This is a genomic window from Paenibacillus sp. J31R122 (assembly GCF_056269185.1).
The window spans coordinates 394426-410610 of the sequence record NZ_JBWDNM010000002.1 but is presented as its reverse complement, the minus strand read 5'-3'; the positions used below and the strand labels follow the sequence as shown (position 1 = coordinate 410610).

The window sequence follows — 16185 nt, the reverse complement described above, 5'->3', positions numbered from 1 at the left end:
CATGACTTGTCAAATGCATATTAGAAACTAAGATATACAAGCTCCAGTACAGAAGATCTCGTTGTCGCAAAACTCAGGTTTTCTTCTGAAATCGTGAAGTACACGGGAGCTCCACAAGAAGTTTGACTGAGTTATCACCAGTATGGGCGAAAACAAGTACATCCTCAAACCCTTCAATCTCCAGTGTTTTCCATAATCATCAACATAATTCACTATCACTTCAGACCCATCGGAGACTTGCCAGCGAAATAATGGAGGAACATTTGGCACTTTGGATGCTGGATTTACGCCCAAGTGCAAATATTGAATACCTAATTTAGCCAGATGAGGAACCATTGCAATTGTATGTCCAGGAACATCTGTCATTTTGGCTACTATCGTTTGTTTTCCAAATTGCTTATCTAACCTTTTGGAAAGCGATAATCCAAATTCAAGCAAAGTAGGATCTATGAGCTCCGTATGCGTAGTAAAAGGCAATCCATGACACGCAATTCGTCCTTCCTGAATAGCTTGTTCCATCCACAGACGATCAGATGAGGCCGCCTTTTTCAAGTATTCACAAATGATCCAAGAGCCTGTTGTCCATATAAAATCGCAGCAACCATCAGGTCGCACAGCCTGTTCAGATAGATCCAACGCCTTAGGTATGAATTGATTCATATACTTATCAACAACTTTTACTGCCAAATCTGTAAATCCAATATCTAAATGTGTTTTAAAAACCACATGTACGGTCTTGATTGCTATATTTTTCATAGGCCATCCACTACTATAAAGTAATGTATTTTTTGTTATAACAACACACCGCCTTTATAAGCCGGTGGTCTATAATAGGTATTCTCAAATAAGCCAACTTTACTTACCCCTTTATTCCACCCATACTTATTCCTTCTGTTAACTTTTTTTGTAGTAAGGAATAAATAATAATTGTAGGAAGCATAACGATCACTAGGCCAGCAAACATAGCACCCCAGTCTGTTGCATACTTTGCTACCTGCAACAAATTCTCAATTCCAACAGGTAATGTCTTTTTATCTGGTGTTGAAATTAGTGTGAACGCTAAAATATATTCGTTCCAGAAGCCCATAAATGCGAATAAGCTGACAGTTACAATACCTGGTTTAATCAGAGGTATCATAACATAGAACAGCGTTTGAAATTCATTACAACCATCAATCTTAGCTGCTTCTTCATAATCGCGTGGAAGTGTTTTAAGAAACCCAATTAATAAATAAATACAGAACGCAAACTGTGTTGTAGAATAAAGTACAGTTAAGGCTATACGATTGTCTATCATATTAAAACTATTCATCTGGATAAATAAAGGTACAATCGTATTGGTACCACCAATAAATAAGCCAATCATAAAAATGAGTTGCAAAATCCTTGAATATAACGTATTAAATCTTGCGATAACATACGCAGTCGGAATAACGAAGAGCAACAGCAGTGCCAATGCCGCTATTGTGATCATGATCGAATTGAAAAACAGGTCTCCCATCTGAGCCTTCTCAAATGCATTGGTATAATTCGCAAAATGCAGCGAGCTTGGGAGCGACCAAGGATTAAATAAAAAGTCTTTACTCGTCTTCATTGAAGTATAGAAAGTCCAAATAATTGGAAAACCTACAATAAACGTGAAAATCAATAATACCAATCGTAATAGCTGTGTCATCATTGTATCTTTTATCGGCCTGCTTTTCTCTTTTGTTGTTTTCATAATTGCTCCCTCTCTCCCCTAATACTCGATGGCATCTCTTTTGGTCAACTTATTGCTTAATAGGGCGAGGCTAAAGGAGAATATAAATATAATGACTGCAACAGCCATTGCATAGCCAACGTTAGATTGTTCAAATGCCTGCCTGTACATGTAGCTCAGCAATACTTCTGACTTTCCATTCGGACCGCCTGCGGTCATAACCTTGACAAAAACAAAGCTCATATTGATCGTTGCACCGATAAAAAATACAATCGTAATACGAATAATTTCCCATAGTAGCGGAAGTGTAATCGAGAAAAATTGGCGTCCTTTCCCAGCCCCTTCTACTGTAGCCGCTTCATAAAGCTCAGCAGGAATGCCATCAATACCTGCCATATACATAACCATGTAATAACCAACACCTTGCCATACCATAACACCCGCAATTGCCCCTAATACTGTTCCAGACTCACCAAGCCATGCATGCTTTAGTTCACCCAAATGCATCATCTCTAGAAATGAGTTTAGTATACCGATGGAAGGATCATAAATATATACAAACAAGATCGAAATAACGACTAAAGATAAAATATTTGGAAAGAAGAAAATGGTACGGTAAAAGTTCTTTTCCTTTATCTTTGCTTGTGTCAAGATTACTGCAAAAAACATAGATAAACTCATTGTAATTACCGTTACCACTACGATAAAGAATAAGCTATTGGTCAGTGCAGTCCAAAAAGTGCCGTCATGAAATAATCGTTCAAAGTTGTTAAATCCTACGAATGTCGATTTAGGAGAAAGTCCACTTGACTTGTAAAAGGACATCTTAAACACATTCCAGGTCGGAACGACAATAAAAAAAACAAAAAGAATAATAGTAGGAATTGTACATACGGCCATAAATAGATTTCTTTGTGTTTTTTTCATCTTCTCTACCTAATCTCCTATATTTTCAAATAGTGAAAGGCTATAACATTGATGTCCATTTATTAATAGCTCCAATATTATAGCCTTTCGACTTTATTGAACGTTACAACATTATTTGATCACAATTTCTCTTAACTTATCTGATACTTTTTCCACACTTGCCATCCACTCATTAGCTGTCATTTTACCTGTTACAACTTCACCAAGTGGATCAAACAAAGCTTTACCAAGTGAGATTTCCGTTTCCTCTGTAAACAAGTACTGTCCCATAGCAGGAAGAACATCATCAGAGAATATTTTATAGGATTCGTAAGAAGACGCTGGAATATATTGTTTAGCTACTTCTACTCCATTTTTTACTGCAACGATTGCGGCTGCCTTTTCTGCATTTAACGTAACTGCTTTATCCGTATATTGATATTTCAAAAACTCTTTTGCCAACTCTGGATTTTTAGCGTTTGCAGGAATATACATTTGTTGAACATTTGTTTTTACATAACGAGTTTGTCCTTTCTCGAATGCAGGTGGTGGCATAAAGCCAAACTCAAAGTCTGCAGGGACAACATCCTTCATTTCACCTTCAAGCCATGTTCCACAAGGGAGAAATAGCACATTACCTTTTAGAAACTCAGTTTGAGCTTGTGTATGGTTCAAGCCAACTGTACCTTCCATTAGATAGCCTTGTTTTCCGATCGTTTCAAATACAGTGGCCATCTTCTTCGCAGCATCGCTTTCGAATGCTCCATCTTCATAGTTGAAGACCGCATTCATAGCTTCTATTCCACCTGCAGTAGCAAGCATTGGTATAACAATTGCATCATTATAGGAAGGATAAATTCCTTGATACGTATATAATGCAATGCCTTTTTCTTTAGCCTTGTCACCTAGTGCATAGAACTCATCCCAAGTAGTTGGAACTTCCCAGCCATTATCATTCAGTAATTTCTTGTTATAGTACATACCAGTTACATCATAATATAATGGAGCCATATAGATTTCTCCGTCTCCATAAGGAGCTGCATCTAACGTTTCCGTCAAACCATTAATAACCTTATCTTTAAGTGTTACCTCTTCACCTGGAACCTTCTCGTTAAATACCTCTGTTAGATTAAGAAGAGCTTTATCCATTACTAGCGCTCTCGGTACACCAGATGAGTCACCAAAAGACAAATAAATAAAGTCAGGAGAGTTACCAGATAGAATTTGAGGTCGAATCATATCTCCAATTTTCGGATTGGCCGAAATATTGATCTTCGTATTCGGATAATCCGCCTCAAATGCTACCTTAACAGCTTCCCAATAATCCTTGCCATAACCTCCCTCGAATACTGCAATATTCAGTTCGCCTTCAAGTTTCTTGACTTCTGTGTCAGCAGTAGACGAAGTAACAGGATCAGTAGTACTAGGTGAATTAGCACCATTTCCTCCACAACCAGCAAATAAGCTCATACTTAAGACCAAACTACATAACATAATGAAGCTTTTTTTCATAACTATTTCCTCCTAATGACCCTCTTATGATTTGGTATTTGTTAACGCTTACAGGTATATCTTAATGGATTACCATAGTGTAACAACATGATTATTTTTTGAGGTGTATGTATTATTTTTTGAGAAGCTCAATTCCCTACTGCATTTTCATAGTATTAATTTAATCCAAAAACTGCCCGAAGCGTTAGCTTTAGGCAGTTTTTGTTCATTGTATTAATTTAATCCAAAAACTGCCCGAAGCGTTAGCTTTAGGCAGTTTTTGTTCATTATTTTCCGTAATTAAGCAACGCCAAGATCATCGTTACCGCTTCTGCTCTCGTTGCATTCTCATTCGGTGCGAATAGGTTCTTCCCTCGACCTTTAATGATACCTGCTTCATTAGCAGCAGCTACATAAGGTTTTGCCCACGCAGCAATCGTGTCGGCATCGACAAACGTTGTCTTCGCATTCGTATCAACCTTAAGTCCCAATGCACGAACGATCATGACCGCCATTTCAGTGCGAGTAATATTTTGATCCGGTTGGAAAGTATGATCGCCATACCCTTGTAAAATCCCTGCCGCTGTCGTACGAGCAATGAAAGGTCTAGCCCATGCTGGAATCTGCTCAAGATCGGCAAAGGTTAATTCTACACCTTCTCCTTCCAACTTCAGCGTACGACTCAACATGGCCGCAAATTCGCTACGTGTCGTTTGCGCATTCGGTCGGAACGAATCGTCGGTATAGCCTGTAATGAATCCAAGCTTAATCGCATCTTGGATCGATGCGTTCGCCCAGTGACTAGAAATATCTTTGAATACGATAGAATGACCGTTAGACGGCCCTCCACCATTGCCGCTTTTCACAACAGCATTCACGTTGGCACGGCTTGTAATTTCCGTCGACTCTAATTTTGAATTGACGAGCTTCAAGCTTGAAAGTGCGATTTCAGCTGATCCCGAAGAAATGGCACTAAAGGTCAATGTTGCGAGCGTCACACTTCCATTCTTACCCTCTGTTTTTCCGATTTGGGTATGTGCCAACTGAATCTTATTCCCTTTCACAATCGGCTCTACTGTAAATCCTTTTTTTCCGCTATCTGAACTTACAAACTTCAGTCGCTTCGAATCATAGGTTAAATTAATTTCATAGGCGTATAAATCTTTAACATTTTCCCCATTTACTTTGACTTGAAAGGTTTGGTCTATCTTTGGACTAGCATTGGCGATTGATAACGAAAAGGTAGTTGCCTTCTCAGCAAATGCCGCTTTCTGAGGCATGACGGACACGTATAGTAACAAAGCTAAGATGCATAAAAGTAGTTTACGGACCATTGATTCATTCATCCTTTCGATAAAAAGATAAGGGAGAAGGTAGTACACCTCCCCCCCCATTTGTAGTTAGCCCATGATCAATCTTGCAATAGCTGCAACGTCATCGATGTCTATCTTACCATCACCGTTCATATCCGCTTTTTCATACATAGCCCAGTCCTCATCAGCAGAAGTCTTTCCATAACTCGCTGCGATTAGACCAAGATCACCAATGCTAAATTTACCATCTTCATTGAGGTCACCAGGAGCCGCTACATTCACGGAAGTTCTAAATGCATGCAACGCTGCCTCTAGTTGAGCGATCGCTTGATCCACTTGATCTTGAGTAGCCCCGCCTTGACTAGCTACTGCCTTAGCACGATCAATTGCCGCTTTTAATGTCTCTTTCGAACCAACAGGATACTGACCGATTCCTGCTCCTTCTACCGCTGCATCATGCGATGCTTGCGCACTTGTAATAAGTGCTTGTAATGCCGCTTTATTCACAACAATAATTTGAATCGTGTACGCGGAACCATTGCCCACCGTCGTTTCGATTCCGTTTGAACCTGCAACGGCTACGTCGGTTAAGAAGATGGAGCTCGTTACGTTTTGGCTAGCTTCTTTGGCTTTGAAGTTCAGTTTCAATACTGGAGCCGTTTGCTTTATTGCACTTCCAGGCCCAGCACTCGCCAACAGAATTCGAATCTCACCTTCTCCTTCTTTCTGGCCGACGATTGAAAATCCACTTTGCAAAGCATCGACGGAAACGAATTCGACTTGGGTAGGATCATAATGAATCGTTTGATCCAGCGCATACACGAATTCTGCAACATTGCTCAACGTGTAGGTTACATCAAAGGATTGACCTCCAATGACGCTAGCGTCTCCTGTAGCGATTAGGCTGTACCTAACTTCGACAAATTTCATCGCAGCAATTGCTTCACTTAACGCAGCTACCGCTTCATCTACTTGTTCTTGCGTAGCATTTACGTCCGCTTCAATTGATTTTGCTGCTACAAGAGCTTCTTGCAGAGCAGCCCATGTATCTTCTGTGTAATCTTCTTCGTTCGTGTACATTAATTCTGCATTGGCAATAAGATCGATTAATGCATCTTTATCAGCCATATTCTGGCCTTCATCTATCAATCCTGTAATTGCCTCTGCCAATGCTTTAGCAGCGCTGTTAACTTGTAACTGTGAAACAGTTACACTTGCCGAATCATCTTGCGCTACTTGAAGTGCAGTTTGCATTTCACTCCATGAATCGATAGTGTAATCGCTAGCATTTAAAGCATTAGCATGTAAGATTAAATAATTTAAATAAGTCTTATCAACGGATGATTGTGCATTTCTCTCTATCGTTGCTGAATTAAGTGCTACGTTGTAAATTTTCAATTCGTCAATCATACCTCTGAAAGGATGTAAGGCTGAAGATCCATTAGTATTACCGCCAATTCTCCAAGGTCTGTCTATGCCAGTTGTATCAAGACCAGACATCGTTGTAGTATAGAATTCAGTCCCATTCAAGTATAAAGTAACGGTATCTCCTTGCTTAGTAATAGCAAAATGATTCCATGTGCTTAAGGAAACGGAGTTTGCTGGAGCCGTTCCTGTAAAGCTTTTACCGTTTTTACTGGTTAAGTTTACAGCTAACGTACTTTGCCCTCCAGGAATATATGCCCAAATACCATGTGCTGATGCATTTCCGGATACAATGCTCGAAACAATGGTTTGAGAACCAAAGCCGGTATTGTTTGTTGATGGGTTAAACCATGTTTCAATAGTATAGTTTTGTTCATTATAAAGAGCATTTTGATCAACCAAAACAGTAGATTGACTATTTGAAGTGCCTGCAAACTTAAGAGCATTTCCTATCTTCCCTGCAACAATATTTGAGGAAGAAGGTATAGGCGAAATGCTTGCATCAACACCACTAGCAGAATCAACTGCAATATTGTTGGCATCCGATTCCATTGCATACCAACGTATAAGCGCCGGGGAAATAGTTACGGATGAATCACTAGGTGCATTCGTATGAGCTAAGTTTTTTATGCCTGTAACGATAAGTGAATAAGACTCTGTCAGATCAAGCATGTTCACCGTTAGTAATACCGTGCGATTGTCTGACTGCAGACTTGCAGCTATTGTCGTAAGCCCGCTAATCACATAATTGGATGTTAACTCAGCTGAAGTTCTGTCTACTGGCTTATCGAATATTATTTCTACTGAGTTGGCATTGACAGAATGTGCACTGGTTACAATTGGAGAAATAAGATCATCAGATGTTGTTACTGTAATTGGCGCACTCAGATCACTTTCTGTATTGCCTGCATTAACAGCAGATACTGCATAGTTATATGATGTAGTTGGATTTGTATTCGTATCTACATAGGTTGTTGATTTTGTTGACGCAATAAGGACATTATCGCGGTAAATATTATATTGCTTCACAAAGCTATCATCATCGGTTGATTCCGTCCAATTCAACGTCACACTGAAATCAGAATGTTCAGTCCCCTCTAAGTTTGTTGGAACCGTTGGAGGCGTTAGATCATCAGATGTATAAACCATAATATCATCAATTGAACTTCCACCTGTTATTTTAATGACAGCATCCTTATTACTATCTGTCGTAAAACTGTGTGAAGTCGTCCCTGCAGAAAATGGCATTGTTGAAATTATTGTGTTCGGTGTTTTCGCAGAATACACCGTTATCGTACCAGCAGACAATGCACTCAATTCTAAGCTGTAAGTTGTATTTGGTAAAAGCCTTGTAGAAGTAGGCTGAGTCCATACTTGTCGATTCGCTAACTTAAGTGAAAATCTTCCGTTGACTACATCTGTTGTGTATGGATCATGTCTTTCAGAATAATATTGACCATTGTTATGGAAGATAACCCCACTTTGATCGGTTGTACTCTCAAAATCCTCATACAAGACATAACCAACTGGCAAATCCGGCACATCTGTCTGAACTAGTCGGACAGCATAGAAGGTAACACTACCACCTGAGCTTGCATCCGCAGAAAGTTCAATCGTGGCAGTCGAGTCATCAGCATAAAAATCAACATACATCAAATCAGCCACTAAACCAGGAATAATTGTAACCCCACTATTAGTAGTTGTTGCATAGTCACTATAATTACTTATAGAAGCACCTGATGGCTGAGTCACTGTAATACGACCGATTTTCCCACCTTGAGGATCAACCATAACTGACGCACGGTATTTTTCCCCGGGAACAAGTCCTACCATAGTCTGTGTAACTTTTCCATCACTAGTGCCTGAAAACACTAATTTGGCAGAGTTATTATTTGTATTCTGAATTGTAATATTTGATGTATCACCAGAAGTTGAGCTAGGATTCCAGTAATTAAAACTTCGTGAGAAGAAATTATTATCCAATACCGGACTTCCTGTTCCCCATTCCGTTATCTTTGTCATAGGTGGGTTTGCTGTCCCTGGGTATATTACATAAGGAGTATTAGCGGCTACGTCACTCGTACCTATTGTGATCTTTCCATTAGTAACAGCGATATCCTTAATAAATACTTTACCAGTATCCGTGTTCTTATAAATTTTAACAGTTGCTAGATTGCCCATATTTTGAGGAAGTGTCCATGTTCTAGTTGAACCACTTGTGTTCCAGTAGTATATCTTAGCAGCTTCATTCGGATTTTTTGTTGTACTGGAATCTGAAAACCAAGGAATAAATATATCTTGACCAATCATAATCGGATTATTATCAAGATAATAAGTTCTTGTACCCGTATTAGTAGCCTTTACACCTTCCGTCAAATCTGCTTGAGTCGCACTCATACTACGAATATCAAAATGCTCAATATATTTTTTCGGAAGTATTTGTTGATAGAACCATTTTGTAAATTCAGAAATATTATTTTTACCTTGCCAAATCATGAAGGCATCATTGGTATGAACGTTTTCGCCAACAAATATACTACTCTCTCTATATACTTCTTTCTGATTATTGTAAAGAAATCTATGCATACCCTGACCATTTATTGTTGGCCAATGTACCCAAGCAGCATATTTATCTAACGCATTTCCATTCTCAGTACCCACAATAACATTATGAGTTTCAGACAATGTTTGACCAATCTGAGTGGCATCCAGTCGTCTACCAGGGAATGTATCAAGATAAACAAATCCTACGCCATTGTTTAAGCCGTTATTTATTCCAGTATGGTCATCGGTTAATGTAAAAAAGTCATTGAGACGATTTTTCATTCCTGCAGCATCCATATCTCGACGTATTTGATGAGACTGCGTCCCTATATCCCATTGCCAACCTTTATAATCTGCTACATTACCAATATGTGATGTATCTCCATTAACTGGTGAGTTATCATATGAGTCTGCTTGTGGATATATTTCTGTCCAGTTAATGTGTACACCTACAATTGAATTAAATGATTGAGCTATGTCGATAAGTTTGTTGAAATCTGGAGCCCCACCATTTCTAGTTCCTATATCAGCGTAATCAGCATGTTTTGAATCATGACCTTGACTCTGGTAGCCTTTAACTTGCACGATTTGAGGAAAACCGTCTGACAAGTTTTCAAATCGCTTCATATTGTCACCAATGTATAAGAATGGCAATATACCCGGTGAGGCAATGTGGATAGCGCTGTTTGCAACTACATCGGCCCCGTTTATTTGTCCCGCGATCAAAGGTTTTAATGCGTTTAGACCATCTTGCCAATTGACTTTGGCATCACCGTTTGTATCTTCTGTAATCACAACTTTACTATAGAAATCTTGACCCGGCATTATTTGGTCACCACGGAAGTCTTTATAAGCAAATGCATTACTCCAAGCTCCTGTGCTTATATGTCCATCTTCTGTCTCAAAGCTTTTATATATAAATTCGTTTAAGTTATTCATTACATTGTTAGTCATAGTAGCTGAAAGGTTCTCATTCGACACGACAGCAATCGTTGCATCCGCTGGATAAGTCTGCTTATCACCTCTAGTAAGATTCATATGGACTTCATTAATATCACTATTTAATCCATATGTAGAAAGCGCACGCGTAGCGGCATCAAATTGTCCGTTATTACTATTTTGAGCCGAAATAAGTGGCTGTTCCGTAAAGCCAATAGTTTTGACCGTATAATTTTCATCATAAATATTATTAATTTTCATATCAAGTATATTACCATTATCATCTGAAGTAACAGAAAACTCAGTGTCAAAGGTTACTTGAGTGCTCGCTTCTGGTATAGGTACCGTTACGTTATATTTTACAGAAGAAGCATTACTTTCACTAATTACTGCTGTAGCAGCATAATCTGTACCATTGATCGATACATATTTTTTGGGAACAACATTACCATCTAGTGAATTTCCATTAAGTGTATATGAAACAACTTGTGGAAAATCAGGAGCTACCTCAACACTAAAACTACCACTTGTTAATGTCTTGTTATCGCCTTCAATAGCATTAGTTGGTATTGTCGGTTGCACATTTCTATATGTGACTTTTTTAAGTACAACATTTGTCGCTGATACGGCGTTAAAGCCTATTTTTCCAGCAAGTGAAGCTGCTGAACCAGAAGTACCAGTGAACACATATTGTCCATCGATCCACAGTGTAAATGTGTTTCCAATGTATCTAACTTTAAATGTAAAGTCTTTATCACGTATTGCGATTAGTTGTCCATCCATATCTAACTGATTACTAACACCAGCACTATTTTTAAAATAATAGGAAGGTAAGTGATAAGCACTATAACCTGGTTCTCCTAAACTAATAGATTGCCACGCCGATCCACTTGCCCTAAAAATGGCTCCAAAGTGACCCATATCTTTTAGTTGAGTAAATGTATATTCAACTTCACCGTCAGTAAAATCAGGTGCATTGGAATCAACATAAACCCCTTGACCTTTAATATGAAGTCCGCCTTGTTCTATAATAGCTGTTCCATTACCACTACCACTATTTTTCACCCAATTATTAGGTACAGATGATAGCGCACTAAAGTCCTGTTCATAATAAGTCTGAACATTCGGAAACGTTTGATGTATGTTCAACCTTCCACTAAATGATTTTTGAAAATTAATCGTTAATGTTATAGAGTCATCACTTGAATGTGCTGCAAGATAAGAAGCTTTTATTGTTATCTTACTCTTGCTTGAATCAACTACGTAGTCAGTATTGGCAGTAAGTGATGTACTACCAGCCATTATGGATTCAATGGAATCTCCAGTATCCAAAGTAACTGGAATATCAACATCCGTTGTTCCCCAATTAGTACTAACAATAGTTTTATCCGTCACATTGATCTTGGAATTTGCTATTGGAGCTACCTTAATGTTCGAGATAGTCACTTCTTTGTTAGGAGCATTGTCACCCCACATTAAAAAGCCACCAGATCTGTTTGGGGAAAAGCTTGTTGCAGTACGGTTTGTACTTGCAAGTAATGTATCCGTGCTGCCATTAGTGTTGTATAGGCTAATTGTTGTGTCTGTCGTAACTACTTTAAAATGATACACTGTTCCGTCAGATTTTAATGACATATTTGTTAAATTTGTTAAAGCAGGAGCAGATGCTGCGCCATTAATCATTGTATAGTATTGAATTTGATCACTACCACCGAAGCCAATACTTTCAAAGTTATTACCATCTTTAAAATTCACCATAAAAAACATTCTAGCTTGACCAGAAAATTCTCCAGTCTGTGAAAAATCAAAAGTTGTAACGTTATTTTTATATGAAATTGCATCTGTGTTGTAAATTAACGAGTACGTCGTTGCAGTCTTGGCAATTGAATGGTTATATACAAAACCATCCGCCGCTTTTGACACAAATGGATCTGTCGTAAAATTTACATCTGTAGTCGCATTTCTATTTTGCACTTTCCAATTACTTGTATTCCAATCGGCATTTGGAATTGTTAATGCCTCAACTTTAAAACCAAGATTTGAAAACAAAGTAAAGATTAACAAAAATGATAAAAAAACACGCAAATTCTTAAATCTCCTCATCTAATATTACCCTCCAATATATCGATTTTTGTTAACGCTTACATTTATATTTTAATAGATTACCTTAGTGTACTTACATGTATTATTTTTTGAGGTGTATGTAATATTTTTCGAGGTGTATGTAATATTTTTCGAGGTGTATGTAATATTTTTCGAGGTGTTTTTTTGTGATGCTCTTCGCGAATGTGTTGCTCTCGCTTCAAGAGGACATTTTTAATGAATTGTGCTTCTTTTTAAACAATTCACCGCCCACCAGAAGAGGAGGGCGGTGACCGTATTGATGCGAAGAATCACTCTATTTTAGGTTCTTATGCAGCATGCTAATATATTCGTTCTTAAAAGCACTCGGTGTAATTCCATAATATTTCTTAAAGGTCTTGTTAAAATAGAATTGGTTTTCGAAACCAAGCACATTCGATACATCTTTAATGAGCATAGATGATTTTTTGAGAAGCTCTTTTGCCTGCTGCATTTTCATAGTATTAATATAATTCATCAGCGTAATACCAGTTTCGGTTTTGAACAAATGACTTACATAGGTTTCACTCATATTTATTCGTTTCGCAATTATAGGTAATGTGAGCTTCGAAGTAATGTTTACGTTAATGTATTCCATAATTTCACGTATTTCTTGTCGGTAAGTGTTGGATTGAAGCGGTATAACATACTTGAGTAGCTCTTCAATGATTTCAAAGTATTTCGTCTTATAGCTGATTAAGGTTGAGCATGAAGATAGCGCATGAAAGGATTTCAAAAATTGTGAATTATCATTGAGCGGATAGTTGAAAGAATGGAGTAACGTTCTAGCAAAGTCAATTAGATCATTCTTGATTTGATCTGGGCACGGCTTGAAATCTTCAATATGATTAAATAACGTTTCAAACAGATCTCGAGTTAATCCATAATTATAATCTAGTATGCTAAAGCGTATTTGCTTTTGCACACTCTCTATAAATTGTCGATCGAACGGTAAAATAAATAATTCATCGTTTGCATTTGTAATCTTATAAGTTGAGTTATAAAAGTATATTTGGGCTGTATTTACGCATGATTTGAACTGCTCATAAAGACTATCACTATTCTCAAAATGTTTACTTATATTCGCATAGAGCGAGAGATTGGTATAACGTTCTACATTGGTGATCAATTGATTACATTTCTCCATCACTGTTGCTTGATCCATTCCGTGATCGAAAAGAACGAGCAAATAGGATTCTTGTTTTAATTGAATCGAATAGACCTGATCCATTGAGCAAAAGATTTCGCGCGCCATCATCGATAATGAATTATGTAAGAAGGTGAAACTGGGAATCTTTTCTCTGTCAGAGAGAATAAGCACTGAATCAAGCTGAATGTATATTAACTGATTCATTTTACCATTCTGGTTATACTTCTGAAATAGAGCATCATGCTTGGTTTGATTACAGCAGATGTCAAAGATAAGGTCAGTTACTTGCTCAGCAGAGCTATTATAGTCAGGCTCCCTCCTCATATTATTATTTTTTTTAGGTATAGCAAGTGCTGCATTATTCATCATCTCAAGTAATTTGTCAGGAGTAATAGTGACCTTTAATAAAATATCAAAAGCCCCAAGATTCATAGCTTGATGTACGGTCTCGAAATCCCCATGGTTGCTTAGTACAATTATTCGTATATGAGGATGGTGGTCTTTCAATTGCATAATGAAATCGAGACCGTGCATGACAGGCATTTGTAAATCAGTAATGACGATATCAACGTGATTCAACTCTATTTGCTTAAGAGCTTCTACCCCATCCTTGGCAGGAGAAAGGAGATGGTATCCATGTGCTTTCCAATCAATCATAGTACTCAATCCTACTCTTACGATCTGTTCATCATCTACAATGAGTACATTATACATGGTTAATTTCAGCCCCTTCATGGATGATTGGCATAGTTAAGGTGACCTCTGTTCCAACATTAATGTTAGAATTTGTGGTAAGACAATATTTATCTCCAAAGAATAATTGCAGACGTTCATTTACATTGCTTACCCCTATTCCTGAGAATGACCCTGTCTTTTGTTGCAAGTTATCTTTCGGCTCGTATCCTTTACCATTATCACTTATTTTGATAATTAGTGTGCTTCCTTCTATATAAGTACTAACGATAATAGTTAGTTTTCCTCTGTCCGAATCTATTCCGTGCAGGATGCTATTTTCAACAATAGGCTGCAAGAGCAGTTTAAGAACTTTTAATTCAAGAAATTCTTCTTCTACTTTATTAATGATTTCGAAGGTGTCCCCATAGCGAATTTGTTGGATGACCCCGTAATGCTGCAGATTTTCTAGCTCTGATTTTAGATCTACTAGTTCATTTTTGTTGAGAATGCTACTATGCAGCAATGCGCCTAAGCTACCGAGACCTTCACTCAAATGCGGAACATTACTCATCATCGCGACAAATCGCAAAGAATTAAGTGTATTGAACAGAAAGTGTGGGTTAATTTGAGCCTGAAGCATCTTAAGTTGGTATTTATGCTTTTGCTGCTGCTCCTTATTGTTCACATCTATTAGTTGCTGAATTTGATGTAAAGACTTGTTAAAGGTATTCGATAGATAACCAATCTCATCTCTTGAAGAATCAATAATCGTATGTTCATTAGTGATCGTCTTTTGTATACGTGATAAATGTCCCACAAGTTTATTCAGAGGTACTGCGATACTTTTGTAAATCAATAATGAAAAAATGAGCGATAGTAATATTAACAAAATTACAATAAGGAAAATATTTTTGCCTAAAGTGAATAATTCGGAATCAATAACAGCATTTGGCGTCTGGGAGATGAGATAAATTCCTTGTATTAGTGATAAGCGAACGGTAAATAAACTGCCGTTTTTTCCCGATGTTTTATAACTGAATGATTTCTTATCTTTTGGATAGTCCGCCATCTCCATATGCTGAGCAAATGGATGCTCTGCAGAACTAGATGAAAGAATACTTCCGTCCGAGTTAGCAATTATAATATCTGAGCCATTCTGCACAATTGTAGTGTTGTACAGATCCATTAAGAATTGCGCATCTACAGCAACTACAATGAAACCAATAGTTTTTTCTGAAGTTGTGGAGTTAAGATTTCTACCTATCAGTATATAGTCTCGCGACATGGTTTTATAAGGTAAAAATACGGTACTGGTATTGTTCGCAAGTCTGTTATGGATCTTCGTTATGTATGAATCCTTAATCGTTACAAATCCACTACTGTAAACTGAATTCCCACTCTCCGTATAGATTTGAATATCCTTTGTATAGAATAGCCGATAGTATCTGGATGTAAGGAACTTAGACATGTTCTCATGGATCAAGCGCTTTTCGGTTGTTTGATCAGGTTGAGCATTTGCTGCGTCGCTAAGTATAACCTGCTCTATTTGATCAGAGTATACAATTTGATCAATGAGGTTATCATACGTTTGTATTTGGCTGTACAACGCAAGCTCCAATGTTGAGAGATTTTGAGAGGTTGTGACAACCATCGTATTCTTTAATGATTGTGACGAAATTTGATAGCTTAGTCCTCCCACACTCAAGCTACATAAGATACATATGCACATTAAGCTTATGGCGAGACGTTTCTTGATACTAATCATCCTGAGGTAAGTGATAATCTTGGATTGTACTCTTTGGTAATATTTCATAGAGTTTGGTTCTCCATTAGATGTTATAAGATCAATTTCATTATAGCATGGGGATTATTTCGTGATTTAAAGAGATTCGCACAAGAAAGTATATAGATTCGTAAAAATA

At 37.7% G+C, this 16185-nt stretch carries 8 protein-coding genes; all 8 read right to left on the bottom strand.

Features of this window, described 5'->3' with window-relative positions:
- Window positions 1-27: 27 nt before the first annotated feature.
- The 8 genes from AC0YN7_RS04990 to AC0YN7_RS04955 all read right to left on the bottom strand — a co-directional run bounded on the left by AC0YN7_RS04990 (window position 28) and on the right by AC0YN7_RS04955 (window position 16076).
- Window positions 28-756 carry a hypothetical protein gene (locus AC0YN7_RS04990; protein WP_475808845.1) on the bottom strand — a complete coding sequence of 243 codons (729 nt, stop codon included), beginning with the start codon at window positions 754-756 and terminating at the stop codon, window positions 28-30.
- A gap of 103 nt (window positions 757-859) precedes the next feature.
- Window positions 860-1720, bottom strand: a complete 861-nt coding sequence (locus AC0YN7_RS04985; RefSeq protein WP_475808844.1) for a carbohydrate ABC transporter permease — start codon at window positions 1718-1720, stop codon at window positions 860-862.
- An 18-nt stretch (window positions 1721-1738) separates the two neighbouring features.
- Window positions 1739-2626, bottom strand: coding sequence for a carbohydrate ABC transporter permease (locus tag AC0YN7_RS04980; protein ID WP_475808843.1), 888 nt, complete (start codon window positions 2624-2626; stop codon window positions 1739-1741).
- A 111-nt stretch (window positions 2627-2737) separates the two neighbouring features.
- Window positions 2738-4117, bottom strand: coding sequence for a carbohydrate ABC transporter substrate-binding protein (locus tag AC0YN7_RS04975; RefSeq protein WP_475808842.1), 1380 nt, complete (start codon window positions 4115-4117; stop codon window positions 2738-2740).
- A 266-nt stretch (window positions 4118-4383) separates the two neighbouring features.
- Window positions 4384-5430, bottom strand: coding sequence for an S-layer homology domain-containing protein (locus tag AC0YN7_RS04970; protein ID WP_475808841.1), 1047 nt, complete (start codon window positions 5428-5430; stop codon window positions 4384-4386).
- Window positions 5431-5496: 66 nt separating this feature from the next.
- Window positions 5497-12420 carry an endo-alpha-N-acetylgalactosaminidase family protein gene (locus AC0YN7_RS04965; protein ID WP_475808840.1) on the bottom strand — a complete coding sequence of 2308 codons (6924 nt, stop codon included), beginning with the start codon at window positions 12418-12420 and terminating at the stop codon, window positions 5497-5499.
- Between the two features lie 295 nt (window positions 12421-12715).
- Window positions 12716-14302 carry a response regulator gene (locus AC0YN7_RS04960; RefSeq protein ID WP_475808839.1) on the bottom strand — a complete coding sequence of 529 codons (1587 nt, stop codon included), beginning with the start codon at window positions 14300-14302 and terminating at the stop codon, window positions 12716-12718.
- Entirely contained in the window at window positions 14295-16076 is a 1782-nt protein-coding gene (locus AC0YN7_RS04955) for a sensor histidine kinase (RefSeq protein ID WP_475808838.1), read from the bottom strand. Before AC0YN7_RS04955 ends, AC0YN7_RS04960 begins: the two co-directional genes overlap by 8 nt.
- Window positions 16077-16185: the final 109 nt, after the last annotated feature.

What these genes read in the sequence shown, in the direction of transcription:
- AC0YN7_RS04990 (WP_475808845.1), bottom strand. Translation starts at nt 756, where the DNA reads ATGAAAAATATAGCAATCAAGACCGTACATGTGGTTTTTAAAACACAT.
- AC0YN7_RS04985 (WP_475808844.1), bottom strand. Translation starts at nt 1,720, where the DNA reads ATGAAAACAACAAAAGAGAAAAGCAGGCCGATAAAAGATACAATGATG.
- AC0YN7_RS04980 (WP_475808843.1), bottom strand. Translation starts at nt 2,626, where the DNA reads ATGAAAAAAACACAAAGAAATCTATTTATGGCCGTATGTACAATTCCT.
- AC0YN7_RS04975 (WP_475808842.1), bottom strand. Translation starts at nt 4,117, where the DNA reads ATGAAAAAAAGCTTCATTATGTTATGTAGTTTGGTCTTAAGTATGAGC.
- AC0YN7_RS04970 (WP_475808841.1), bottom strand. Translation starts at nt 5,430, where the DNA reads ATGGTCCGTAAACTACTTTTATGCATCTTAGCTTTGTTACTATACGTG.
- AC0YN7_RS04965 (WP_475808840.1), bottom strand. Translation starts at nt 12,420, where the DNA reads ATGAGGAGATTTAAGAATTTGCGTGTTTTTTTATCATTTTTGTTAATC.
- AC0YN7_RS04960 (WP_475808839.1), bottom strand. Translation starts at nt 14,302, where the DNA reads ATGTATAATGTACTCATTGTAGATGATGAACAGATCGTAAGAGTAGGA.
- AC0YN7_RS04955 (WP_475808838.1), bottom strand. Translation starts at nt 16,076, where the DNA reads ATGAAATATTACCAAAGAGTACAATCCAAGATTATCACTTACCTCAGG.